At 42.9% G+C, this 25,922-nt stretch carries 26 protein-coding genes; 15 read left to right on the top strand and 11 right to left on the bottom strand.

From position 1 onward, the window contains the following. Positions 1-30: 30 nt before the first annotated feature. The 6 genes from pcnB (at position 31) to yjgA (ending at position 5,556) form a co-directional block, all read left to right on the top strand. Entirely contained in the window at positions 31-1,845 is a 1,815-nt protein-coding gene (pcnB, locus tag LU293_RS05225; RefSeq protein WP_242746008.1) for a polynucleotide adenylyltransferase PcnB, read from the top strand. A gap of 9 nt (positions 1,846-1,854) precedes the next feature. Then, on the top strand, positions 1,855-2,352 hold the full coding sequence (gene folK, locus LU293_RS05230; RefSeq protein WP_242746011.1) for a 2-amino-4-hydroxy-6-hydroxymethyldihydropteridine diphosphokinase: 498 nt from the start codon (positions 1,855-1,857) through the stop codon (positions 2,350-2,352). A gap of 64 nt (positions 2,353-2,416) precedes the next feature. Further along, on the top strand, positions 2,417-3,250 hold the full coding sequence (gene panB / locus LU293_RS05235) for a 3-methyl-2-oxobutanoate hydroxymethyltransferase (protein WP_242746012.1): 834 nt from the start codon (positions 2,417-2,419) through the stop codon (positions 3,248-3,250). A gap of 65 nt (positions 3,251-3,315) precedes the next feature. After that, positions 3,316-4,161, top strand: coding sequence for a pantoate--beta-alanine ligase (panC, locus tag LU293_RS05240; RefSeq protein WP_242746014.1), 846 nt, complete (start codon positions 3,316-3,318; stop codon positions 4,159-4,161). Next, entirely contained in the window at positions 4,158-5,027 is an 870-nt protein-coding gene (gene rapZ, locus LU293_RS05245) for an RNase adapter RapZ (protein WP_242746016.1), read from the top strand. Before panC ends, rapZ begins: the two co-directional genes overlap by 4 nt. Before the next feature lie 22 nt (positions 5,028-5,049). Beyond that, positions 5,050-5,556 carry a ribosome biogenesis factor YjgA gene (gene yjgA, locus LU293_RS05250; protein ID WP_242746018.1) on the top strand — a complete coding sequence of 169 codons (507 nt, stop codon included), beginning with the start codon at positions 5,050-5,052 and terminating at the stop codon, positions 5,554-5,556. Positions 5,557-5,599: 43 nt separating this feature from the next. On the opposite strand, the gene LU293_RS05255 is transcribed toward yjgA, so the two are convergent. Beyond that, positions 5,600-6,223, bottom strand: coding sequence for a thiol:disulfide interchange protein DsbA/DsbL (locus tag LU293_RS05255; protein ID WP_242746020.1), 624 nt, complete (start codon positions 6,221-6,223; stop codon positions 5,600-5,602). A gap of 243 nt (positions 6,224-6,466) precedes the next feature. On the opposite strand from LU293_RS05255, the gene ubiG reads away from it, so the two are divergent. From ubiG to LU293_RS05285, 6 genes are all read left to right on the top strand, one after another. Further along, complete coding sequence (ubiG, locus tag LU293_RS05260) at positions 6,467-7,201, top strand: bifunctional 2-polyprenyl-6-hydroxyphenol methylase/3-demethylubiquinol 3-O-methyltransferase UbiG (RefSeq protein WP_242746022.1); 735 nt, start codon at positions 6,467-6,469, stop codon at positions 7,199-7,201. A gap of 9 nt (positions 7,202-7,210) precedes the next feature. After that, a complete protein-coding gene (locus LU293_RS05265; protein ID WP_242746024.1) occupies positions 7,211-7,888 on the top strand; it encodes an HAD family hydrolase in 678 nt (225 codons plus the stop codon). 112 nt (positions 7,889-8,000) lie between these two features. Further along, the gene (locus LU293_RS05270) at positions 8,001-8,768 is read left to right on the top strand and encodes a YciK family oxidoreductase (protein WP_242746026.1); all 768 of its coding nucleotides are present in this window, start codon (positions 8,001-8,003) and stop codon (positions 8,766-8,768) included. 125 nt (positions 8,769-8,893) lie between these two features. Continuing rightward, positions 8,894-10,213, top strand: a complete 1,320-nt coding sequence (gene paeA / locus LU293_RS05275) for a polyamine export protein PaeA (protein ID WP_242746029.1) — start codon at positions 8,894-8,896, stop codon at positions 10,211-10,213. Between the two features lie 424 nt (positions 10,214-10,637). After that, positions 10,638-11,051, top strand: coding sequence for a glycine-rich domain-containing protein (locus LU293_RS05280; RefSeq protein WP_242746032.1), 414 nt, complete (start codon positions 10,638-10,640; stop codon positions 11,049-11,051). After that, complete coding sequence (locus tag LU293_RS05285; protein ID WP_242746035.1) at positions 11,035-12,387, top strand: hypothetical protein; 1,353 nt, start codon at positions 11,035-11,037, stop codon at positions 12,385-12,387. Before LU293_RS05280 ends, LU293_RS05285 begins: the two co-directional genes overlap by 17 nt. On the opposite strand, the gene LU293_RS05290 is transcribed toward LU293_RS05285, so the two are convergent. The 7 genes from LU293_RS05290 to LU293_RS05320 form a co-directional block, all read right to left on the bottom strand. Continuing rightward, positions 12,384-13,124, bottom strand: coding sequence for a PP2C family protein-serine/threonine phosphatase (locus tag LU293_RS05290; RefSeq protein ID WP_242746038.1), 741 nt, complete (start codon positions 13,122-13,124; stop codon positions 12,384-12,386). The two genes, LU293_RS05285 and LU293_RS05290, sit on opposite strands and share 4 nt — an antisense overlap. Before the next feature lie 71 nt (positions 13,125-13,195). Next, positions 13,196-13,669 (bottom strand): hypothetical protein, encoded by a 474-nt coding sequence (locus tag LU293_RS05295; RefSeq protein WP_242746040.1) that lies wholly within the window; start codon positions 13,667-13,669, stop codon positions 13,196-13,198. A 25-nt stretch (positions 13,670-13,694) separates the two neighbouring features. After that, positions 13,695-14,219 carry a hypothetical protein gene (locus tag LU293_RS05300; protein WP_242746043.1) on the bottom strand — a complete coding sequence of 175 codons (525 nt, stop codon included), beginning with the start codon at positions 14,217-14,219 and terminating at the stop codon, positions 13,695-13,697. A gap of 63 nt (positions 14,220-14,282) precedes the next feature. Further along, the gene (locus LU293_RS05305) at positions 14,283-15,017 is read right to left on the bottom strand and encodes an MFS transporter (RefSeq protein ID WP_242746046.1); all 735 of its coding nucleotides are present in this window, start codon (positions 15,015-15,017) and stop codon (positions 14,283-14,285) included. Beyond that, on the bottom strand, positions 14,899-15,480 hold the full coding sequence (locus tag LU293_RS05310) for a CobW family GTP-binding protein (RefSeq protein ID WP_242746050.1): 582 nt from the start codon (positions 15,478-15,480) through the stop codon (positions 14,899-14,901). The genes LU293_RS05305 and LU293_RS05310 overlap by 119 nt, the downstream gene beginning before the upstream one ends. 60 nt (positions 15,481-15,540) lie before the next feature. Beyond that, positions 15,541-16,695 carry a DUF1615 domain-containing protein gene (locus LU293_RS05315; protein ID WP_375540360.1) on the bottom strand — a complete coding sequence of 385 codons (1,155 nt, stop codon included), beginning with the start codon at positions 16,693-16,695 and terminating at the stop codon, positions 15,541-15,543. Positions 16,696-16,703: 8 nt separating this feature from the next. Beyond that, complete coding sequence (locus LU293_RS05320; RefSeq protein ID WP_242746054.1) at positions 16,704-17,621, bottom strand: acyl-CoA thioesterase; 918 nt, start codon at positions 17,619-17,621, stop codon at positions 16,704-16,706. 121 nt (positions 17,622-17,742) lie between these two features. Between LU293_RS05320 and plsB the strand changes: the two genes are divergently transcribed. Then, a complete protein-coding gene (gene plsB / locus LU293_RS05325) occupies positions 17,743-20,322 on the top strand; it encodes a glycerol-3-phosphate 1-O-acyltransferase PlsB (RefSeq protein WP_242746056.1) in 2,580 nt (859 codons plus the stop codon). Positions 20,323-20,376: 54 nt separating this feature from the next. On the opposite strand, the gene pdxH is transcribed toward plsB, so the two are convergent. From pdxH to LU293_RS05340, 3 genes are read right to left on the bottom strand one after another with little or no spacing between them, the layout of a single operon-like run. Then, positions 20,377-21,009 carry a pyridoxamine 5'-phosphate oxidase gene (gene pdxH, locus LU293_RS05330; protein WP_242746058.1) on the bottom strand — a complete coding sequence of 211 codons (633 nt, stop codon included), beginning with the start codon at positions 21,007-21,009 and terminating at the stop codon, positions 20,377-20,379. After that, positions 21,006-21,266, bottom strand: a complete 261-nt coding sequence (locus LU293_RS05335; protein ID WP_242749678.1) for a YheV family putative zinc ribbon protein — start codon at positions 21,264-21,266, stop codon at positions 21,006-21,008. The genes pdxH and LU293_RS05335 overlap by 4 nt, the downstream gene beginning before the upstream one ends. Continuing rightward, positions 21,266-23,377, bottom strand: a complete 2,112-nt coding sequence (locus LU293_RS05340) for a M3 family metallopeptidase (RefSeq protein WP_242746060.1) — start codon at positions 23,375-23,377, stop codon at positions 21,266-21,268. The genes LU293_RS05335 and LU293_RS05340 overlap by 1 nt, the downstream gene beginning before the upstream one ends. A gap of 188 nt (positions 23,378-23,565) precedes the next feature. Between LU293_RS05340 and LU293_RS05345 the strand changes: the two genes are divergently transcribed. Then, on the top strand, positions 23,566-24,315 hold the full coding sequence (locus tag LU293_RS05345) for an endonuclease/exonuclease/phosphatase family protein (RefSeq protein WP_242746063.1): 750 nt from the start codon (positions 23,566-23,568) through the stop codon (positions 24,313-24,315). 57 nt (positions 24,316-24,372) lie between these two features. Next, positions 24,373-25,812, top strand: a complete 1,440-nt coding sequence (locus tag LU293_RS05350) for an alpha/beta hydrolase (protein WP_242746065.1) — start codon at positions 24,373-24,375, stop codon at positions 25,810-25,812. The last annotated feature ends 110 nt before the right edge of the window (positions 25,813-25,922 follow it).

Here is a 25,922-nt window from a genome sequence, read left to right on the forward strand (position 1 = left end):
TTATTTATCACAAAATAAGCGGAGACAGGCATGGCAAGAACGCCAGCTAAATCTAGAAAAAATTCCAAAAAAGTCAGCCCTGTGATTCATGATGCTGCTGCCCTTGGGCTAAAACGCAATGCTTTGCCGCACAGCATTGTGGAAGTGGTTGGTACGCTTATCAAAGCAGGCTTTGATGCTTATATCGTCGGAGGCGGTGTGCGTGATAGCTTGCTTGGGCTTGCCCCAAAAGACTTCGATGCAGTAACCAATGCTCGCCCGCATGAGATTAAGGCGATATTTGGCGGTCGTTGCCGTATTATCGGCAGACGCTTTCAGCTTGCCCATGTGTACAGCGGTCGTGAGATGATAGAGGTGGCGACGTTTCGAGCTGCGCCTAAGGACGACACGCACACCACAGATGATGGTATGATTACCCGTGATAATGTGTGGGGGACGATTGAAGAGGACTTTATCAGACGGGATTTTTCGATTAATGCACTGTATTATAATCCCATCAAAGGCGAGGTGCTTGATTTTTGTGGGGCATTACAAGATATTAAGCAAAAACGTCTAAGACTGCTTGGAGATGCCAAGCTGCGTGTAGAAGAAGACCCTGTGCGTCTGCTTCGCGCTTTACGATTTAAGGCGAAGTTGGGATTTGATTTTGATAAAACGTTATCAAAGCAGTTTCATGGCGACAATTGGGCTTTGCTTGAGCAGGTGTCTGCACACAGATTATACGATGAAACCCAAAAGATGTTCACAGGCGGCTATCTGACACCACTTTTGCCTTTATTGTATAAATATGGAGCGATGTCTAGCCTAATGGCTTATGCCGCCCAAGAGCCATCAAAGCTTAGCACTCAAGTTGCCATCAATTCAGACAGACGCGTTGATGAGGGTAAGACTTTAAATCCTGCATTTTTTTATGCGGTGCTTTTGTGGGAAAACTACCTATATCATTTGGCAAAATTTAAGAAAAAAGGTCTGCCATTTTACGAAGCTCAGCTTAAGGCGAGTGCAAAAGCGGTGGACGCCCAAAGAGTTAAGACAGCTATCCCTAGGTTTGCCGAAGAATTTATCTCACAAATCTGGATTATGCAGGCTAAGCTTGTAAATCCCCGTGTCAAACAAATCGCAGTCTTAGAAAAAATGCCAAAGTTTCGGGCGGCATTTGACTTTTTGGTACTGCGTGAGCAGTTTGATGATCATCCGTTATCAGAGCCGACCAATGGCATGGCAGCTTGGTGGCAAGCCTACCAAGAGACAGATGAGCTAAATCGTGAGCGTATGATCGATGAGCTGGCGACAGGTGATGTGCCAACCAAACGCCGCAAAAAACGCAAAACAGAAGATAAGGCTGAATTGCACCAGTTGCAACAGCTGTCTTTGGGTGAAGATAAGCCATCAGATAAGCCAGAGCCACTCTTTGTGGTCGAAGGTGTCAACGAGCTGCTTGAATCGCACCAAATGCCACAAAAACCAAAGCTACGCCAGCCAGAAGTGGCATTACCCGCCTTTGAGGTGGTGGCGTACACTGAAGATGACTTTTTAAAGCTGCTTAATAATGATGAGCCTTATATTCCAAGCAGTCGCTTGCGTAAGCGTAAGCCGTCATCTTCTTTATCGGTCAAAGAGCGTGAAAGTGGCATGACCCAACAAGTGCCTGCTACATCTAAAGAGCCTAAAAAGTCCACCAGACAAGCCAGAGTGCCTAGGGCTAATAAACCCACAGCTAAACCAAATCAACTAGCTAAGACAAAGATTGAGACTAAGACTAAGACCGAAACTAAGACGGCAGACCAAAAGAGCAAACCACGGCGTAAACGCAAGCCTAATGCTAAGCCAAAAGCGACAGATTAGGTGGGCGACATGAGTACATGGGAGCAGATATATCTGGGGCTAGGTGGGAATATTACAAACGATCTTGGCGATCCTGCTAGCCATATTATGGCGGTGGCAGATACGCTTTGTGATAACGAGCATTTTTGTGATGTACAGCTGTCATCACTGTATGCTTCTAAGCCATTTGGGGTGGTTGATCAGCCTGACTTTATTAACGCTGTGTTATCTGCTAAGACAGATTTATCGCCATTGGCATTGCTTGATGTCTGCCAACAGCTAGAAAAAAATGCAGGTCGGGTTAAATTACGCCATTGGGGTGAGCGTTCGCTTGATGTGGATGTGTTATTTTATGGCGATCAGACGATCCAAAACGACAGATTAACCGTGCCACACGCTTATCTTTTTGAACGTAATTTTGTGCTTGTACCACTCGCTGAGCTTAATCCATGCTTAACGATTAATGGCAAAAAGATTGCAGATGAGCTGTGGGCAAACGACTTATCTGGACTGACGAAGCTTGCTTAAGATTGGCTTGAGTTTATTAGTTTTACACTTACTTATCAAATAACCCTTAAATGCAGAAATTTTTATGAGCTATCTATCTACAGAACAAAAACCTAAAATGCCGATTACTTTATCCACCTTACAAAAGTTTAAAGCCAACGGCGAGAAATTTAGCTGTCTAACTTGTTATGACGCAAGTTTTGCAGCAGCCATGCAGACCGCTGACATTGATACGATTTTGATTGGTGACAGTCTTGGTATGGTGGTGCAAGGCAAGTCATCTACCTTACCTGTTACGGTCGCCGATATGACATATCATACGGCAAATGTCGCTCGTGCTAATAATCACGCCCTAATCATCAGCGATTTGCCGTTTATGAGCGTTGCCACGCTTGATCGAGCGATTGAAGCTAGTCTTGCGGTCATGCAGGCAGGGGCAAATATGGTGAAAATTGAAGGTGGTAGCGAGCTGTGCGACATTGTTTCGGTGCTTTCAAATAATGGCGTACCTGTGTGTGTGCATTTAGGTTTGACACCGCAATCTGTTAATGTGCTTGGCGGATATAAAGTTCAAGGCAAAACCGATGACGAGGCTCAAAAACTGCTCGATGACTGTCAAAAATTAGTGCAAGCAGGGGCAAGTATGCTACTGCTAGAGTGTGTGCCAAGTGGGCTTGCCAAAGCGGTCACCGACAGCGTACCTGTGCCTGTGATTGGCATTGGGGCAGGCGTGGATACGGACGGACAAGTGCTGGTGATGCATGATATGCTTGGCGTTTATACCCGCAAACCTGCCAAATTTGTCAAAGACTTTTTAAGTGATAAAGACAACGAAACGCACGACATCGTAGGAGCATTTAAAAATTATCATATGGCGGTTAAAAATAAAACCTTTCCAACAGCTGAACACAGTTTTTAGACTGCTCTTATTATCAGTTTAGAAGCGGTTTAAGACGTTGTTTTCTTGGTTAAATTTGGGATATTATGAAAATTTATCACACCATTAAACAGTTACAAGATTACCTAAAATCACTAAAAAGCCAAAAAATTGCACTTGTGCCAACTATGGGTAATTTACACCAAGGGCATTTATCGCTTGTTAAAATCGCTCGTAGCCACGCTGATATTGTGGTGGTGAGTATTTTTGTCAATCCTACACAATTTGGCATAGGCGAAGACTTTGACAGCTATCCACGCACGCTAGACGCTGATGTGGCACAGCTTGACGGACTGGTTGATGTGGTTTTTGCTCCAAGCGTGGACGAGATGTATCCTACTTATCCGCCCAACGTACAGGTATTGTCAGGTGATATTAGCCAAATTTTGTGTGCCAAAACTCGCCCCACGCATTTTGATGGTGTAGGTTTAGTTGTAAGCAAACTTTTTAACATTGTTCGCCCTGATGTGGCGGTATTTGGCAAAAAAGACTACCAACAGCTTGCCATTATCCGCCAATTAAATGACGAGCTAAATTTCGGCATTGACATTATCGGTGGCGACATTGTACGCCGTGAAGATGGTTTGGCACTGTCTTCTAGGAATGGGTATTTGACCGACAGCCAAAGCAGGCACGCCCCATTTTTACAAAAAACCTTAAGCAAGTTGGCAAAACAATTAACAATCGCTGATTTTAACGATTTTGACACCTTAATTAAACAAGCGATTGATGTTCTAAGTGGTAATCAATTTAGGGTGGATTATTTACAAGTATTAAATCAAAAATTACAAAAACCCAGCAAAACTGATAAAAATCTTGTGATTTTAACGGCATGTTTTTTAGGCAAAACACGTCTGCTTGACAATGTAGAATTTGACCGAGCGTGCCAATGACCCAGATTGTCATCGTATCAGGGCGTTCAGGTTCTGGTAAAACGTCTGTACTAAACATACTAGAAGATTTTGGCTACTATGTCATTGACAATCTGCCATTATCGCTGATTCTTGATGCGGTGCATAAGCTGACCAAAGATGGTAATATCCAAAAAATCGCTTTAGGGGTAGATGTCAGAGCGCCGCAGTCGGAGCTTTCTGGATTTGGCAAAGTGCATGACGCACTTGTGGCAGAGTATGGCGAGTTCACGGTGCAAGTACTGTATGTAACCGCCCAAGAAGGCGTGCTTGTGGCACGTTTTGGGGCGACAAGACGTGTGCATCCTTTGATGAACACAAAGCACAACTTACCAAATGCCATCGCCCATGAAGTTATCATGCTTGAACCGATTGCCGATCGAGCTGATATTAAGATTGATACAAGCAGCCTAAATACCCACGAATTAAAAGAGCAAGTCCGTAATCACTTGGGTGTAGATAGTGTCGTTACGGTAAATGTATTATCGTTTGGTTTTAAATATGGCACGCCCATTGACGCTGATTTTGTGTTTGATGTGCGAATATTACCTAATCCGCATTGGCAGGCCAAACTGCGTCCCCAAACAGGTCTAGACATGGATGTTCAAGCATTTTTTAACCAGTACCCTGAGGTGGATGACATGGCAAAAGACGTGGGAGAGTTTTTAGCGAAATGGTTGCCGCAGTTTTTACACAACAATCGCCACACTGTAACCATCGCCATCGGCTGCACAGGGGGCAAGCACCGCTCGGTATATGTCAGCGAATATGTGGCAAAAATGCTAAAAACAAGCTTGCCAAGTAATATGCTAATTACAAATAAGCACCGTGAAAAAAGACATTGGTAGTATAAAATATTTAAGGAAAGCTATGAATATTGATTGGTCTAAAATTGATATGCGAGTCTCTCGCACCGAAACTAAAAAAGCCCATGACCGCTTACAAGCACTGACAACACCACTTGCCATGCTGTCTAAAAAACAGCAAGCAAACCTGCCTGTGAGTGAGTTTTTCTTAGATGAGCTGGATCAATTGGCAAGCATCACGTCTGCTGCTGCTAAGAATCGCCAAATCAAGCGTGTGGGCAAGCTTATCGTTGAAGAAGATCGACACACCTTAACCCAAGCGTTATTTGAGATGACCTTTAGTGCTCCCCAAATCGCTAAAATCCAAACATGGCTGACTCGCCTAAGCCTAGAAGACGAAAGCACGATTAAGCAGTTTGTAAAGCAGTTTAACGCCAGTGAGTTTAACAGTATTTATCAGCTGCTTCTTTGGATTGAATATGCCAAGCACTTAGCAGATGATGATCTGCTTGCTGAAAGCGTGGCGGATTTTGAAAGTTATATTAAAGAAGTGGCGATTTTATCAATCTAATCATAAAAAAGCCTGCATTTAGCAGGCTTTTTGATTGGTGGGATTATTTTTTCTCAGCTCGAACCTTTTCTACTAGAAAATCAACCACTTGGGGTACTTTTTCGTCTTCGCCATTGACGATGTATTTACCATGAACAACCACCGCAGGCACACCTGTTAAGCGATGACGCATGGCACTTTGTTTGGAGCGTTCCACTTTGGTCGATACAGCAAAAGAATTATAAAGGTCATTAAACTTCGCTTTATCCACCCCTTGCTTGGCATACCAGTTGCCAAGCGATTCTTGGGACTGTTCCACACGCTCGCCATCTTTATGAATGGTGTCAAATAAGTCTTGGTGCGTCTTATGCAAAACACCAAGCTGCTGTGCGGTATAAAAGCCACGAGCACCCACTTCCCACATAGGATTCATGGCAGCAGGTGTTTGGAAAAATGCAACGTCCTTAGCACGGGTTTTTGCCCATTTTTGCATGTGTGGCTCTAATGCATAACAATGCGGGCAGCCATACCAAAAAAATTCACGCACAACAATAACGTCGCCTGCGATGTTTTCAGGGTTTGGGGATACGGTGTAGTCCTTGCCTTCGGTGAAAGTGGCGGCAGATGCTAAAGTACAAAAACCAGTAAAAGCAGCAGCAGCGGCAAGTTTTAGGGCGTATTTTTTCATTATTTTTTCCTTACAACAATAGGTAGGCGAATATATAACAAATTACGTATAATTAATAATAGCATAATTTACCTTATTTTTGGTAAAAATTCACCCCAATAAGTGTTTGAAAATGTTTAGGTATCTTGCCAAAATGTGGAAATAAGTTGCTTGAATTTGAGACCGATTGGGTAATTGGTAGTAAAAAAATGCTGAAAATGGTAAGATAATTGCTTATTTGGCTAACATTAATTTGGAATACACATGAGTACACACGCCCAAAACGCAGATTTTGAAGAAATTGGAAAATTTACTCGCCTAGCTGATGAGTGGTGGGACAAAAATGGTGCATTTAAATCATTGCACGACATTAACCCACTGCGTTTAAACTGGATTGAAGATTGTGTTAAAGAGCATTTTGGCACAGGATTAGGCGGTAAAAAAGTGCTGGATGTCGGCTGTGGGGGTGGTATTTTATCGCATTCAATGGCAGTGCGTGGAGCAAACGTATTGGGTGCAGACTTAGGCGATGCCAACCTTCAGGCGGCTAAGATTTATGCTGATAAGACCAGCATGAGTGATGTGTTAGATTTTCGCTGTGTGCCAGTAGAGGTGTTAGCTGCTGAGCAAGCAGAGCAGTACGATGTTGTAACGTGTATGGAAATGCTAGAGCATGTGCCAGACCCTAGTGCGATTGTTCAGGCGTGTTTTGATTTACTTAAGCCAAATGGCGTGTGCATCTTATCCACCTTAAACCGCAACAAAAAATCCTATCTGTTCGCTATCGTGGGTGCAGAATACATACTACGCCTTGTTGATAAAGGCACGCACGACTGGCATAAGTTTATCACGCCTGCCGAGCTTGACACAATGGCAACTCATGCAGGCTTTAAGCGTGCAGATATGACAGGACTGCATTATAATCCTTTAACTCGCCATTATTGGCTGTCAAACCGCAATGTTGATGTCAATTATATGATGGCGTTTGTCAAGCCTTGAGATGAAGCCATGGATACTAAAAAAGCGGTTTTATTTGACTTAGATGGTACGCTAATTGATACAGCGAGCGATTTTATTCGTATTATTCGCCTGATGTGCGATAAGTATGATTATCCTTGTCCTTTAGATTCACAGATTCGTGAACAAGTATCTGCAGGTAGCCGCGCGATGGTGCAGCTGATGTTTGGTAATACAGCAGACTTTAATGATGATAAGCTTGCCGCCTATCGCCAAGAGTTTTTGGATTTGTATGAGGCAGATATCTGCGTGGATAGTCGGCTATTTGAGGGTTTAGATGAACTGCTTACCACGCTTGAGCAGCGGTCGATCCCTTGGGGAATTGTAACAAATAAGCCACGCTATTTGGCACAGACTTTATTAGATCGGTTAAATTTATCCAAGCGTTGTGCTGTGCTTGTTTGTCCTGATGATGTTGAGCATACCAAGCCTAGCCCAGAGCCGATGTTTTTAGCGTGTAACGCCCTAAATATCGCTGCCAAAGACTGTATTTATGTGGGAGACCACCTTCGAGATATTCAAGCAGGTAATGCTGCAAATATGCTAACAGTGGCGGTAAAATATGGCTATTTGTCTGCTGATGATAAGGCAAATCTACAAGCATGGCAAGCAGACATCGTGGTGGATACGCCAAAGGATTTAGTTGATATGATTTTATCTTACATATAAGGGTTTGATACTGCTTTTGAGCGTACGACAACTTGATATGAAACTAAGTATGCTTAGCCTAACAGGTTTATGCCTAATGCTAAAGCGAACCTAAAAACAGGAATAAAATACGATGAAAAACCACGACCAAATTCGCAGTTTTATACCGACAGCCGATAGTCTAAAAGATAAAATCATCCTAGTTACAGGAGCAGGTGATGGTATTGGCAAGACAGCTGCTTTAACTTATGCCAAATGCGGTGCAACCGTACTACTGCTTGGTAAAACCCAAAGCAAGCTAGAGGCTGTATATGATGAAATTGAAAGCCTAGGACTTGCTTTGCCAGCAATTTTACCGATGGATTTGGCAAAAGCAAGCTTTGCACAAATGCAAGAGCTGGCAATCTTAATTAACAAAGAATTCGGTAGACTAGATGGTATCTTGCATAACGCAGGCGTTTTGGGGGCGTTAACACCGCTTGAGATGTATGATCCGATTACCTTTGAGGAGGTGATGCGCGTGAATCTGACAGCAGTATTTATGCTAACCCAAGCTATGATGGACCTACTAAAAGCATCGCCATCAGCATCTGTGGTCTTTACAAGTAGTGGCGTGGCAAAACCCCGTGCATTTTGGGGGGCGTATTCGCTTTCTAAGCAGGGTATTGAAGGCATGAGCGATATATTTACCCAAGAGACATCTAAGCATACAGCATTAAGATTTAACTGTATCAATCCAGGAGCAACCAGAACCAATATGAGAGCTCACGCATTTCCTGGCGAAAATCCGATGACACTAAAAACGCCCGATGAGATTATGCCTGCCTATGTGTATTTGATGACAGACTTAGCAAGCGGTGTAAAAGGACAAGTGGTGGACTGTCAGCCAAAATCTGATTGATTTTTAGGTCTGTTATGATGCCTGATGATAGCGATTAAGATTATTGTATCTTAGTGTCGCTTATGGCATGATGTACTTATGATGTTGTATTTATTTTAATTAAACGTAAACCAACGAGAAACGTTGTGGACTTATTTTTTAACCTTGCTATGATCGCTCTGCTGATTTTGGTATCAAGTTTTTTCTCTATTTCTGAGATTGCCTTGGCAGGGGCTCGCAAAATTAAGCTAAAACTCATCTTGGAAGGTGGCGACAAGCGTGCCGAGAAAATCATGCGTCTGCAGGAGCATTCTGCTGACTTTTTCGCCACTTCGCAAATTGGATTAAATGCAGTCGCCATCTTGGGCGGTTCGGTGGGTGAAGGGGCTTTGCGTCCTTATTTTGCCGATTTTATTGGGCATTTTTATCAAGGCGTGTGGCTAGATAACATCGCATTTTTTACGTCTTTTGTGGTGGTTACATTGCTGTTTATCTTGTATGCCGACCTTATCCCCAAACGCATTGCGATGATTAACCCTGAAAAAATCGCTTTGATGGTCATTGAGCCTGTGCTGATGGTCATCAAAATCATCAAGCCTTTGGTGTGGGTGATTAACGGTCTTGCCAATCTGACCTTTCGTCTTTTTAAAATCAATACCACCAGAGAAGATAACATCACCTTTGATGATGTGTCTGCCATCGTGGACGCAGGGGCAGAGGCAGGCGTGGTCTTGCAACAAGAACAGCATTTTATTGAGAATGTCTTTGAATTAGAAGAGCGTACCGTGCCATCATCAATGACAGTGCGTGAAGATGTGGTATTTTTTACCTTAGATGAGAGCGAAGAGAATATCCGCCAAAAGATTGCTGATTATCCGTATTCCAAATTCTTGGTGTGTAATACCAATGTTGATCAGGTCATCGGTTATGTGGATACGAAGGACATTTTGGTCAGATTGCTCAATAACCAATCATTCGTTCAGCTCAACGAAAGCGTTATCCGCAATGTGCTGATTATTCCTGATACGCTGACACTCTCAGAGCTATTGGATAAATTTCGTGCCAGCAAAGAAAAGTTCGCCGTGGTCATCAACGAATACGCTTGGGTGGTCGGCATCATCACGCTATCAGACATCATGATGACGGTGATGGGCGATTGGGTTGCCCCTACTGATGAAGACCAACAGATTATCCGCCGTGATGAAAGCTCGTGGCTCATTGATGGTAGCACGCCCATTGATGATGTCAAGCACGCTTTGGACGTGGCTGATTTTGCCGATTGGGATCATTATGAGACCTTGGCAGGCTTTATCATGTACCGCTTACGCAAAATCCCAAGACCTGCTGATTTTGTCATGCACGAAAATTTTAAATTTGAAGTGGTGGACATTGACCATTTTAAAATTGACCAAGTGCTCGTAACTCGTCTATCTGGCGGTGATGAAGTAGATAGAGATTGGGTGTGAGCGACTAGGCGTGATTTGAAAATGCAAGTTTGAGCTTGCATTTTTTATTTGAAAAAAAGGTTGATTGTGTTTGAAATATTTTGTTACATTTATATTTAAAAAATATATTGACAAAATTTTGAAAAATAACATATTTAAACCGTACCGAAATAATATTACATAATATATTATGTAAATAAATCATTTGGGTACATTTAACATTAACTTTTAGTAATAAGGATTTTATCATGAAAAGTCAAGTTAAATTAATTGCCAAACAACTACCTGTTGCTCAAAAAGCAAATGCTGGTAAAATGGAGAGAAAAAAAGCTAAGGCTGCTGCGTGTATGTTTGAGTGATTTTTCTCAATAAGTAGTTTAGTGTAAGGCAATAAGAATTTTAATGTTCTTATTGCTTTTTGGATTTAACACATAAGGATTTTCATATGGTTATTGATGCATCAATTCAGGATTATATAGAATGTTTGGATTTTTATTGGATTAAGAAAAAACTACTGTCTTTAAGTGCTGATGGAGATTCCAAAAATTGGACTTTGGAGGGCGTGGAAGATGCAATACGCCAATATAAAAATTTTATGATATTAATGAAAATTTATGATGGAACAAGTGAAAAAATAGTGCCTTCTGTTGAAGTTGATGTTATTTGGCATAATCATATTTTAGATACCAAAGCCTATTTTAAAGATTGTGAAGTGATATATGGTAGATATATGCACCATTTTCCTTATTTTGGAATAAGAAGCAAGGAAGATTATCAAGATTTAAATCAGTCTTTTGATAGAACTCAGGAGTTATATTTCCAGCATTTTGGTGAATATATGTATGAAATTGATTTCTGATTTTTCTTTTTCTTGGAAAGATGAATTAAAACTCACATCGGCATTTATCATTAATCGCTTGATGCCGATACTTGTTTTTTTTACTGCTTTTATTTTGGTATTAAATAAAGCTGAACCAAATCAGATTGATGAGTATTCCATATATTCGTCCGTTTATAATAGTGCATTAGCTTTTGGTTTGGGTATGACATCTGGAATTCGTTTTTATAGCACTTATTATGCTTATCAGCGATTGTCTTTACTTCTTGTTAGTTTTGCTTTGTTTTTGGGTATTTTGATTTTTGGTGGATTTTTGATTTATACCAATAATTTTTTGCCAAGTAGTTTGCAAAATAATACAGTTGCTTTGATGTTTGCATTGTTATTTCCTGTTGTATTCTGTTATGAATTTTTGGTTATTTTGGGTGAAAGTAAAAAAGCGGTCAAGGCAAGCAGTATTTCTAATTTAATTGCACTACCTATCTTTTTGATGGTGTTTTTTGTGATATTATGGGTGCTGCCCAATCAGCTGACTACTGTTGAGTTGGTTAGTATGTCGCAACTTATCACAGAATGCCTACTTTTAACTGTGCTAATGGTTTATATACGAAAATTTGCTATAATTGATGATTGTCAGAATAATGGTAAGGGTGGTATTGTCAATCAAGTGCCTATGCAAGCAGGTAATTTTTATATTATCAAAAGTATAGTTGTTTTTAGTTTTCCCATTATTGTTTTGCAGTTTTTAAAAAGAGTGGCTCAGAGTCAGTCATTGCTTTTTGTGAGCGATGTTACAAATTCGGTTGGTATTCTACAAACGTTATTTATGCTTGCTGTTTTATTCTCTGTTTTTGCAGCCGCATTTGCTAATAATGGTTTTGTGGTTTTAGCAAAAGAGTACCAGTCATGGAAAATTTCATCTTGGTGTTTAGTAAGGTCTTATTTTTTATATAATGCTATTTTATTGGTTTTTACCTCTTTGTTATTGTTGTTTTTTATATTCTTATTAAACGTCTGCGATATTTACGATATTAAAAATCAGCCTTTTGTTAATTTTTTAAGGCATAATAATGCTTTAATATTTATTTTCTTATTGTCTGACATGGTATTTTGGTCTTTGCTTATGTATGTGCGTGCATTAGGCGATAGTTGGCGTATGCAGACGGTTTGGATTGTGGTGTTGGGCGTATTATTAGGTGTGGGGTTATTTTTATTTGATGTTAATTTGCCTTTAATCATCACGATATTTTTATTGGCAAATGTGATTAGTAGTTTGTTTTCTCTTTATTGGATTTATCGGCATATTGATTTAAAAATAAAAGCAATGTCTTTTAAACCTAAATTTAATTCTCCCTAAATCTCCACCGCCACCACCGAGCAGTCATCACGTCCACGCCGTTTTTTCAGATTATGAAGCATGATGGCAAGGCGGTCGGTCAGCGTGGACTGGCTGTGCCACATGAGCGTCAGCTCGTCCATGCTAAATTCATCCGTCAAGCCGTCTGTACAGATGAGTAAAGTTTGCCCTTGTGTGAGCGTGTGCGTGGCGTGGTGGATTTTAAAGTCGTACTCATTAGGGTCAGCGATGAGACACTCCGCCAAACCGCCATACATCTTAGCATATTCCACACCGTCTTTGATGTCATCATGGAGTAGCTCGTTTAGTATCGTGTGGTCGTGGCTTAATTTGTGCCACACGCCATCATCAATCACAAACACCGAGCTGTCCCCCACATTAAAAATTAGGCACGCTCCTGTTTCATCAATCACCGCTCCTGCGATGGTCGTTGCCGACCCCAAAGCGGTGGGGGCGATGTGATTGCAAAATTTATCAAAATACTCATCAAAAAACGCCCGAGTTCCCACCGCTACCGCAGGCGTGCTTGCAATGGCATTTAACCAAAAACGGCTTGCCAAATGGCTTTTTGGGCTAGATGACACACCGTCCGCCACCGCCACACAAAAGGGCATAGCAGGTGTGGGAACGGTTTTGGTGTGGTGCAAGGCGACATGGCGAACACTTGTACCGTCAAATAGTGCATCTTGATTGACCGCTTTGCCGTCTGCTTTGATTTGAAAATAGGCGATGAGCATGGCTTTTCCTGTTAAATTACCGAAAATCAAAATGGGGCAATATCGCCCCATTTTTTTTAAATCACACAAATTTAAACACTTAAAGGCAATCCACGAGCCTTGCGGTTTTCAGCAACTTTGGCGTACCAATCTTTGATGACTTTGGTGGTTTCGGCATCATCGCTGGCACAGCGGTTTAATGTCCCTGGGCGCTGTGGACATTCACGCACGTCTGTACCGTCAATTTCCCAATCCAGCACACGCACAGGACGGCGATTTTTTATCCATTCGGTGCGTTCGTCGTTATCGTCGTTGATAAAGTACGCACCGCCAATAACTTGCACAAGGGCGACAAAGGTTGCACCTTGGCGAATGGCGATGATATCATTGACTTTGATGTCGTTTTTAAACATGTCAATTTGCTCTGCTCCGCCATCCCATTCGCCCAAGCCAATAAAACCGTGATGTTCTAGGATATAGGGAATGTGCTTGGCAAAATCGTACATTTCACCGGTGGGGTGCATTTGCATATGCCAAAAGTTGTTGGGGGTAAAGGTGTTGTTCATGATAAACTCCTTAGGTATCAATGAGTTAGGTGTTAATGGTAATGCTGATTTGACTTTCATCTATGCCAAGTGTCAAAGCAAGTCTGCGTTTGGCTTCGGGAATGGTTAAAGGTTCATTAGAAACTGATGTGATTTCGGTTGGCGTTTGGGATAGCATGGTTGGCACAACTTGATGAAACTCTAACGTATTCACATCAATGCCAAAATCTTGCAAGGTGTAATACGCCACAGGATTGGCATTACCCTTGATTTTTTCTCCATTAACTGTTGATATACTAATCTCTGCATATTCGCTGATGTGGACTTCATTGCGTTCACCATAGGTATGGTTGGGTTTGATGTCGCTGATTTTACCAATTAAAAAAGCGGTATGAGATGGTGCTTCGGGCTTCCCCCATTCGCCGATTAACTGTACACAAATCAAGTATTGACAGCGTTTGGCACGATTTTTATTAAACCGCCAGTTGCCACTATACCCTTTTGCTAAAATTTCGCCTTTACCTTGATAAGTAAAAACCACCAAACATTCTTGATTAACAGTATTCACCATATACTCCAATTAACTGTTAATATATGATAATGTATGGCATGATATTTTGCAAGCATATATGAGTTAAAATTTTAAGAGTTTTTTTTTAAAATTTTTGATTTTTATATCAATTTTAATCCCCCCCCTATCCCCCCAACCTGCCCACCAGCCAAACACAACATTAACGCACATTAGAGCGAACAGCACTTGCAAGGACAGCTCCCAAGTCCCTGTTTTTTCAAATAATTTCCCCAAAGTCAGCGGACCAAAAAACGCCACGCCATAGCCCACCGCCTGCACCATGCCCGACAAATCCCAAGCGGTCTCTGTGCTTGTTGTGCGGATAGAAAATAGCATGAGCGACAGCGTAAAAATCCCCGTCGCCCCAAAGCCCAAAAGTGCCGACCACACCACAAGATGATTAGGTAGCCATAGCACACCGCCCACGCCCACAGCATTGGCGATACTGCACGCCAAGGCGATGAGCCGAATGGGGAAATTTCGTTTAATAAAAAAGGTCAGCAAAAATATTGCCACAGGGGCAGTCAGCTGAAACACGAGTGCCAAAAGTCCATCTTGATACTCACTTAGCCCATAGCCCATGCCGATGGACGGCAAAAAACTGGCAACAGTATAAAACAATAACGACTGTATACCCATATATACGCCCATGTACCACGCATTTGGGTTTTGCCAAGGGTTAAAGGGGCTTGGGCTGTGGGTAGCGCTGGGTTTTGGTGGTGAGATGGGCGATGTGGCTTGTTTTGCCATCATCGATGACGATGGTGGCGGTAGGATTGATGGTGTGTATCCATTCATATAGATGAGCCAATTCATCGCCACTTAGCATATCTGTGCGATTGATGGCGATGATGTCAGCGTATTTGGCGTGCACTTGATAGCCGTCATGATTGCGATAGCGTTCTTGTTGCCATTGGGCGGCATTTAGCACACAAATCACCGCCTGCAAGTCAAGACTGCTCTGATAGTGGCTTTCACTAAGCTTGGCAATCAGCTCATTAGGGTGGGCAAGCCCTGTCGGCTCGATGATAAGGCGTGCGGGGCGGTGGTCTGCGAGCAGTCGCACCAAGGCAATTTGGAGTGGTAATTGACTGGTGCAACAGATACAGCCGCCGCTGACTTCCTTGATGGCGACATCATTGGCGGTGAATAATTTGCCATCAATGCCAATTTTGCCAAATTCATTCACCAAAATCGCCCATTTCTCATCTGATTTATGGGCGAGTAAGGCGTTGATGAAAGTGGTCTTGCCAGTACCCAAAAAAAACCTGTAATCAGCGTGTTGGGCGTGCAGATTGATGAGTGTTAAAATTGATGAGTGTTAAAGCAGTTTGTGGCGTTTGGCACTTGCCATACAAGTCTGATACCGCTTATCAACACGAGTGGCGTACCAGTTGGTGTTATAATCTTTGCTCAATTTGGGACCTGAGATGACGACTTGGGGCATGATGGCATAGGTGGGCTGTTTGTGGTATTTTTGGCTAAATAAGTCGTTTATCGTCTGATAGACGGCGGTTTTTTCAAAGGCTTGGGTTTTTTCTTTTTTTAGGTCGCTTCTGATTTGTCTTTCGCTGATTGGGCTTTGGGTGGTGGCTAGTAGCTTGATGAGTGCAAGCTCGCTTTGGCTTTTTTGGCTACTAGGACTGCCATCATCATAGATGAGTAGGTCGCCATCAATGTCAATTTTTTGTTTGCTTAGGCTGGCAATGCGTTGCTGAAAAGCGGCATTACGACTAGAATACATACCAGAGTTATAATCAGCGAAGCGATATAGTGGCTTATCGTAGTCTGCCTTGTATGTCATTAGGCGATGAATGCCATAGTATAATCCGCCATATTGGCTGTATAAGTCTTCACGCAGTTTGCGGTCGTTCATGCTTTGACGGCGATGATCGCGAGCATAATTGATATGCACTTGCATAGACCCTAGGGTCGTTACAGGATTAATGCGTTCATCAATGCCTTCGCCTGTTAGCTTTGCGATATTGGCTAAAGATGCCACATTATAGCTATCAGTAAAGTAGTCGAAGATTTGTTGATATAACAAATCAAGCTCACGCTCGGTCTTTACCGCCTTAATCTGCTTGATAAAGTTATTATCGGTGGTAGGCTTGGTTTTAAGCATGTTTTTAAAGATGCCTGCTAGGTTTTTGCCAAATTTTTCGGTAAGCTTATCATCAATGGCAGCCAGCGATACCGCCCCAAGATTGGCAACTTTCGGATCTGCTTGGAAGTTTGACTCTTGGTCGATAACTGCGATTACTGTGCAGATGTTCGTGGCGTTTTGTTCAATTTTGAGTGTGGCGAAAATATCAGCGATGTCATTAGCCCAGCTTTCACGATTTTGCACTCTTTTTGGGATTAGCTTAACGAGTTGCTTTTTGGTAAGCTTTGGCTCTGATGAACCTAAGCTGTCAGTACAGCCTGATAAAACAGCTGCCATACCCAGCAATAATACCCAGCTTGTTTTAGCCATCATACACCTCAAACAGGCTTACGCAGACGCATTAAGCCTTCTTGCTGAGTGGTGGCGACCAATTTGCCATCTTGCCAAAATTGTCCGTGGTTAAGACCTTTGGCGTGGCTTGTGGTGTCGCTCCACATCTCATACAGCAGCCAGTCGTTTAGCTTAAATGGACGATGAAAATGCATGGCGTGATCGATACTTGCCATCTGAAGACCTTTGGTCATAAAGCTTAGGCCATGACTCATCAATCCTGTGCCCACCAAATAAAAGTCAGATGAAAACGCCAATAAAGCTTGGTGGACGGCAAGCGGCTGATCTTGTAAATTAGCAATTCTAAGCCAGTTTGCTTGACGTGGCTGAGCTGGCGTGGGCTTGATGGGGTTTTGGGGCGAGATAGGTTTAATCTCTACATGACGCTGCCGCATAAAGCGTGATTTTAGGGCGTCTGGCACTTGATCTAGATAATCAAGCTTTAATTCTTGTTCGGTTTTTAGGGTGTCTGGTGTCGGATAATCTGGCATGGTAGTCTGGTAGTCAAGCCCTTCTTCCATCGGTGAGAATGACGCTAACATACTAAAAATAACCTGCTCAACCAACTCGCCACTGTGTGCATGGGGAATGTACTGAATAGCAGTTACTTCACGAGCAGACAGGCTGCGACCATCTCTTAGCCGACGTACCTGATAGGTTACAGGATAGCGAATATCACCGCCCCTTAAAAAATATCCATGTAAGGAATGACAAGGTTTGTTCACTTCCAGTGTCTGAGAAGCAGCGATGATGGCTTGAGCTAAGACTTGACCGCCAAAAATACGTGGCCCAACATAATCGAAACTTTGCCCTACAAAGACGTCTTCATCTGTCTTGGTTAGGGTGATGGTCTTTAGCAGCTGTGCTGTTAGATTCTCAGAAGATGTGTTCGTCGTGTCTGTCATAAGTTTTCCAAGTCTTATAAGTAAAAACGATTTAATAAAACACATCAAGTATAACATTTTTTTTACCATTTAAAGACAAAAATGGTAAAATGAAAGCTACTATTTTGAAAAATTGATCATCATGTTAAATGCTTACAAGAAAAAACTAGCAACAGTTTTTGGTAAAAATAAGACCCAGCAGCCAGAGTCTGAACAGACTTTAACCGATTCTTATCGTAAGGCATCGGTGCAGGGCTTGTCATTTGTCGTAAAACCTACCGTGCTTGGCGATGTGCCACAGATTGATGAGAATCGCCCAACCTTTTATGTGATTGACGTCTATTCACGTTCTAATAGTTTATTGGTTGGTATGATGACAGATGAGCTGGGATTGCCATCGGCATTATCCATGGTTCAGTCTGAAAAGTTGCCTAGTGCTGAGACATCGGCGATGATTTTTTTGAAGGACAGGCGTAATAAACGCCCTGCCAGTGCTAAGTCTGCCCCCCGCCTAGATCGATTGGTGCAGGCGTGTCTAAATAATGAGCAATTAGATATTAATCTTGTGCCTGTTACAATACTATGGGGTCGGGCACCAGACAAGGAAGATTCACTGTTTAAGCTGTTAATGACGGACGAGTGGAGATCGCCTGGCATCTCAAAGCAGCTATTTAACATCAGCGTGATGGGGCGAAACACCTTTATTCAGTTTGGCAAGTGTGAGTCGCTAAGTTCGCTGGTCAGTGCGTATCATGAAGGCTCTGCATCTGATACCACCCAGAAAGTAAGCGATTATTTACAAAGTATTTTGGATAATCAGCGAACCAGTATTGTTGGTCCAGATTTATCAGATAAGCGTAATATTACTGGTAAGATTCTAGCGTCTGCCACCGTCCAAGAAGCGATTGATAAAGAAGCCATTAGAATCAATAAACCAATCGCAGAAATTAAAAAACAAGCAGCAGGCTATCTTAGTGAGATTACGAGTGACTATTCGCATTCTTTGGTGCGGTTTTTTGAGCGTTTTTTAAACCGATTATGGACAAAGTTATATGATGGCGTAGAAGTGCGTCATTTTGAGCGAGTGCGTAAGCTTGCCACCGATTATCAGATTGTTTATGTGCCTTGCCACCGCAGTCATATCGACTATTTGCTATTATCATACATCATTTATAGAAATGGCCTAAGAGTGCCACATGTCGCTGCTGGAGAAAATTTAAATATTCCTATCGTGGGTGAGATTTTACGCAGTGGTGGTGCGTTCTTTATGAGACGCAGTTTCCGTGGTAACGAGCTTTATAGCACAGTCTTTAAAGAGTATGTACATACATTAATGCAGCGAGCTGTGCCTATCGAGTACTTCATTGAAGGTGGGCGTTCTCGCTCTGGACGATTATTGCCGCCTAAGCTTGGTATGCTTGCCATGACGGTCAATAGCTATCTTAGAGAGCCTGCCAAGCCTGTGGCATTTATTCCGACATATATCAGCTATGAACGCATCATGGAAGGGGCAACTTATGTTGGTGAGCTTAAGGGTAAGCCAAAGCAAAGCGAAAACCTACTTGGTTTGATTAAGACCACTCAGAAAATTGAGCGTATCTTTGGTACGGTGCATTTGTCGTTTGGTGAGCCGCTGTATTTGACAGATTTTATGCAAAAATTTGATGTAGTGATTGATGATGAAGCGACCGAATGTCAAGATGCCAAGCGATATGCGATGATTAATAACATCGGCGTTAAAATCATGCAAAACATCAACAAGGCTGCCGTAGTCAATCCTGTGTCACTACTTGCCTTGGTACTGCTATCTACGCCAAAGTCTGCCTTAGCTGAAGACCAATGCCTTGAACAAATCGCCCTTTATCAGCGTATCGCCATAAATCTGCCTTATGATGTGGATACACACATTACAACGATGACGCCACGCCAAATACTAAATTATGGCATTCGTTTAAAGCTGATTGATCGCACGCCGCACTTACTTGGTGATATGATTCGAGTGGCGGATAAACAAGCCCCGCTACTGAGTTATTTTAAAAATAATATCTTACACGTGTTTATCTTGGCAAGCTTTATAGGCTCGCTTGTGCAAAGAAACAGTCGCATTCATCAAGATGAGCTTGATGATGTGGTACAGTTATTATACCCATTCTTGCAGGCTGAATTGTTCTTAAAAACCGCTTTACGTAATGTGCCTAAGCTTGTTAATCAGGTGCTGACGCTATTGATTGACGAGGGTGTCGTAGTGGATCTGGGTGGCGGTATTGTGGGAGCACCTGAGGGTAACTCAGCGGCATACCAAAAACTCATCGTACTAGCAAGCCCTGCTCAGCAGAGTCTTGAGCGGTATGTGATGGCATTAGCCCTACTTGCCAAGCAAGGCTCAGGCAAGCTGACCGCAGAGCAGACGGTAAATCTGTGCTATGTATTAGGTCAGCGGGTGTCGGTGCTGTACTCAGACGATTTGCCAGATATGTTTGATAAGGCGTTATTTACCAGTTTTATTGATACCCTAAGACGTCTAGGCTATGTATGGCAAGTTGATGGTGAGCCTGAACTTCATTTTGATGAACGTATTGACGAGATAGAAAAACATGCGTCATTTGTGCTAGATGCAGACATGATGCAGCTGCTTGCTCATGTAGCAAGTCTAAATACCGATGAGATTGACCTTGTTATCACGCAGATGAATAAAAAACGCAAGTTTGGTATCAAAAAATAACAAAAAAGCACGCTTTTGGTGTGCTTTTATGATAGTTAATAAAGTGTGCTTGCTTTATGGAGCAAGCCTTTCTTTAACCCATTCGTTATTATCTAGACGATAACGAATGCGATCATGCAGACGGCTTGGCCTGCCTTGCCAAAACTCAATTGTTTTAGGATGAATCAGATACCCGCCCCAGTGTGGTGGACGTGGCACATGCAAAGGGTGCTTTATGCCAAACTTCGCTGCACGTGTGACGATAACTGACTTATCGCTAATCACAGTGCTTTGTTCGCTTGCCCAAGCACCGATACGACTGGTGTAGGGTCGTGAGTTAAAGTAGTCATCACTTGCAGCGTCATTAAGCAATGTTACTGTGCCTTCGATACGCACTTGACGTTCAAGTTCTGCCCAAAAAAAGGTCAGTGCAGCAAAGGGGTTTATTTGTAATGCTTGACCTTTGGTGCTGTGATGGTTGCTAAAAAACACAAAACCTTCATCATTTACTTCCTTTAGTAGCACCATACGAGCCGATGGGCGGCCATCTGCTCCCACCGTGGCGATATTCATGGCGGTAGGCTCATTCACTTTTGCATCGATGGCTGCATCAAGCCACACTTTAAACTGCTCTATGGGATTGGCATGGCAGTCGCTTTTTGACAGGGCTTTTTTGCTGTATTCTTCTCGGATATCGTGTAAGTTCATGATATTTCTTCAGATTGTTTAGATTTAAAGCGGACAATGCCAACGTTGTCATTAGCATAGCCGTTATTTTCTCGCATTTGCTTAGCGTCATCAAGCGTCGGACGACGTTCGGTATGTCCACACTGAGTGCATTCAATGTATTCATCTGGCTTAGGGATAAAGATTTCTACTTGCACGATGGCATCATAGGCTTTGCACTTTGGGCAAGAGACGCTAGATAAGAAGCGGCGTTTTGGTCGGTTTGACTGGTAACGCATCATAAGTCCTCAAAGCCATTATGACGGAGCAGTGCATCAATCGTCGCTTGTCGCCCTGCAAAGTCGTAAAAATTTTCCTTAGCAGTGCGTGACCCACCTTTTTGGAGAATAGCGCGCTTAAAGCGATTACCAATGGTGGGGTTAATAACACTGCCAAAGTCGTTTTTGGCTTCTTCAAATATGCCAAACGCATCAGCAGATAACAGCTCTGCCCATTTATAAGAATAGTAGCCTGCTGCATAATCACCTGCAAAGATATGGCTAAAACTGTTGGCAAAACGTCCATCACGGGGTGGGCGAATGACGGCTACTTCATCACGCACCTGCTCTAATGTGGCTAAAATCTCATCAAAAGTGGTAATGGCATCTGCATGAATGCGTAAGTCAAATAACGCAAACTCAATTTGACGTAAGGTCTGTAACGCAGATTGGAAGTTTTTGGCGGCAAGCATCGCTTCTAATTTGTCATCAGGCAGTGGCTTGCCAGTCTCCACATGACGGCTAATTTTGGCGATGCCTGCTTTATCCCACGCAAAATTCTCCATAAACTGACTCGGTAGCTCAACTGCGTCCCACTCCACGCCACTAATGCCAGAGACATCAGCGATATTTACTTGGGTGAGCAGGTGATGCAAGGCATGACCAAATTCATGAAATAAGGTCAGCACTTCATCATGTGTCAGTAGGCTTGGCTTACCGTCCACCGCAGGCGAGAAATTCCCCACCACAAAGCCCACAGGTAAAATTTGTGTGCCGTCCAAGCGTTGGTGGCGATTTTGAAAATCATCTAGCCAAGCACCGCCTGATTTGCCTCTACGTGCATATAGGTCGATATACACGCCGCCAATCAAGTCGTCTTTGTCATGCACTTCATAAAATTGTGCGTCTTGATGCCAAACAGGGGCATCTTTTGCGACAAATTGCACGCCAAATAATTCATGGATAATCTTGAACATACCGTCCAATACCACAGGCACAGGAAAATAAGGGCGAATCGCTTCACTGTCTAGGCTGTACTTGGCATTTTGTAGTTTTTCGCTGATGAATGGCACATCCCAAGGCTGTACGTCATAAATGCCAAGCGTTTTGCCAAATTCACGCACCTCATCTAAGTCCTTAAGGGCAAATGGGCGAGCCTTATTGGCAAGATTTAATAAAAACGCTTCAACTTCATCACAGCTGTCTGCCATCTTGGTGGCAAGCGATACTTCGGTATAATCCTTAAAACCAAGTAATTTCGCCTGCTGGGTGCGTAACGTGAGTATGCGTGCCATGATGTCTGAATTGTCAAACTTGGTTGGCACGCCGTCTTTTTCGCCATCAAAAGTCGCTTGGTCAGACGCACGAGTATTATAGGCGTGATAGAGCGTTTCACGCAGATGGCGGTCGGTGGCGTACTGCATGACCGCCAAATACATCGGCACGTCCAAGGTCGCCACATAGTCGGTCGGCAGGGCAGTGTTTGGGTGCTTTTGGCGATAGGCATCACCTGCCGATTTTAGCAGAGCAAGACCGCTTGGTGGTATGCCATCAAGCTGCTCTTTGGTGAGTGGCAGGGCAAAAGCTGCCGTGCTATCTAAGATGTTATCGGAGAATTCGGCAGACAGTAGTGATAGGTGGTTTACGATATCTGCAAACTGGGTTTTTTTAGCGTCAGGCAAATGAATGCCCGAGAGCCAAAAGTTTTGTAAGGAAAGCTTAGTTGCTCGAATGCGAGCCAAGTCATCGCTATCTTGTAGCTCTTTAAGTAGCATCTCATAGATGTCAATAAGTGCAGCAGACTGACCGATACGCACCTTAAAGGCACTGATTTTTGGTAAGATGTCAAGATAGGCACGGCGAATATCATCAGAGCTTACCACGCTGTTTAGGTGACTTAGCACGCCAAAGGGACGATAAACAGCAAGCGATAAGTCATCCATCGTCGAAACGATATGCTGCGGTGATGATGAAATTTTATCACCTTGGCTTTGTATGTCGTCTAGGTAGGCATAAGCGTCATCTAAGGCGGCTAAGATGGCATTTGTTAGAATGTCTGGCGTAACCTTATCAAAGTCGATTAAGTGCAGGCGTGAATCTAAGTTGTTATTTTTAAGTGTTAAGGCGTCCATAAATATTTTTCCTCTCATGAATGGTGATAATGAGCTTGCACGAATGTATCGCAAGGCTTTTATAAAGTGGTGCATTCTGCTTTAATTTTACCACATTTTTATGATGATGGCATTTGGGAATATAAGCAAGTGATAGATGATTTTACAATGCCAAGCATTTAGTTTATGATAATGGTTTTGGGTAATTCATGAATACCATCACTGTTGTCAGCTATAACATTCATAAAGGAATGTCGCCCTTAAATCGCATATTAAACCTAGATGGCATGGCACAAGCACTTGCTAGGCTATCGCCTGATATTTTATGCTTGCAAGAAGTGCAAGGGCGTAATCTAAAGCGACTGGCAAGTCTTAAGGGCTATCCATCTTATTCTCAGCATGAGTGGTTTGGTGAGTATCTGTCACTGTCTGCAAGCTACGGCAAAAACTGCAGCTATGAGCATGGACATCATGGCAATGCCACGCTTTCACCCCATCTGCTTGACCCTAAGCATAATGTGAATATTACGGTCAATCGTCTTGAGAAAAGGGGTGTGTTACACTGCGAGATTCACCCAGCAGGTTGGGATAGACCGATAGTTGTGCTAAATGCTCATCTAAATCTGCTACACGCCGATAGAGTAAGACAGTACCATGCCATCATAGACTATATTCGCCATAAGCTTGACCCAAAAGCACCGCTGATTTTGGCAGGGGATTTTAATGATTGGTCAAAAAAGTCAGCTAGTATCTTAGAACCGCTTGGGCTTATTGAAGTATTTGGGCAGATTTATGGCGATAGCCTGCCTACCTTTCCTGCGGTGCGTCCCTTTTTGGCGTTAGACCGTATTTATGTAAAAAACCTAAGCATACACCAAGCAACCGTACACACAGGCACACCTTGGGCAAGCTTATCTGATCATTTGCCAATCAGTGCCAAGCTTGGGCTTGTGGCGTGATTTTAGGATTACTGGTTTAAGATTTTTTAAATAATTATTCGGATAAACTTAACCACCATGAAAAAATTTGTTCACGCCAGTATCAAAGTACTGCTTTTTATCATCGCCATCACACTCATCATTATCGCACTTGGCTATGGTCGTATGTTATTAAGCGAGACCACCCAAGGCGATGTTGCATGGCGTTCTTGTTATCGTCCGACTTATTGGTCGTGGTTTAGCATACCGCCATCACCACAGTTACAATGTGCTAATATTGACGTACCGCTCAATGATACGTCCAATCAGACCATCACCCTTGCCTTAACACGCCTGCCATCAACGCATGAACACGCCAAAGAGCTACTGCTCATCAATGGCGGACCGGGTGGGCATAGTCTAGACATGGCAGACTGGCTGTCTGATGATGAATACACACAAGCCCTAAAAGACAATTTTCATATACTAGGCATCGCCCAACGTGGGGTCAGACCATCAACCGCCATGAACTGTGGCAACCTTACAGAAGAAGAGGGTGCCAAAGCCTATGTAGATGCGTGCATTAAGCATTCAGGGCTTGATTTTATCAAATCCATAGATACCCTAAGTGCTGTCAAAGACCTTGATTTTATCCGCCACAAGCTTAATATTGACACTTGGTCCATGCTTGGCTACTCCTACGGCACTAAGGTGGTGGCGTTGTATGCACAGGCTTATCCCAAAAGACTAAGAGCAGGCGTATTAGATGCGGTGGTTGATACCAAAGAAGACCTATTTACGATGTGGGCAAATCAGCAATCACAAGCACAGTTTGCTTTTGACCGATTTATCGTCCATTGTCAGCAAGATGAACGTTGTATTTTTGCCAAATCCGATGACCAAAATCGCAAGTTTTTGACGACACTTCATGAATTATCCGCCCAAAAGTTCACCGACAAAAATAATGACGCCATCAATGAGCGTACGCTACTTGCATTGTTTGAAGATAACTTGGGCGAACCTATGATGTGGCGTGAGCTTAATGAGATGTTTGATGAGCTCAAACAAGGCAAAACCGACAAATACAACGAATTATTATTCATCAAAGAATTTGGCGAAAAAGATTTCACCCAAGACGCTTTTATCGCCATCAACTGTGCCGATTCTGCCCCAAAAGTGCGTCAAGATTATCTGGATAAATCACGCCACGTGGATAAAATCGCCACCTATAATGACATCAAACAAACGACAGATGAACTGCTTGACGCTTGTTATTATTGGCCCTTTGATGGTACGGACGATTTGACGATGCAGGCGGTGGCAGATGTACCGACCTTGCTATTTGTCGCCCAAAAGCACGATTTGGCCACGCCCTTTCATAACGCCAAAAACATGGCGGCTCGTTTTCGTGGACATCTCATCTACACCCCAAACTTCGGACATACCATAAGCTTGTCCGCCATGAATGCGTGTATTGACCAAGCGGTGGTGGATTATTTGGTGGCATTAAAAAAGCCTGACAGGATGATGTGTGAGTAACCGCCTTTTTATTTGGTTTTATTATGCCATTTTACTCATATATCATAAAAACACGCCATAAGCCAAGCCAGCAGACCGGCATACATGATTATCTTTGAATGAATTGTAGC

Origin of the sequence: Moraxella nasovis (assembly GCF_022701215.1) — a bacterium.
Taxonomy (GTDB): domain Bacteria; phylum Pseudomonadota; class Gammaproteobacteria; order Pseudomonadales; family Moraxellaceae; genus Moraxella; species Moraxella nasovis.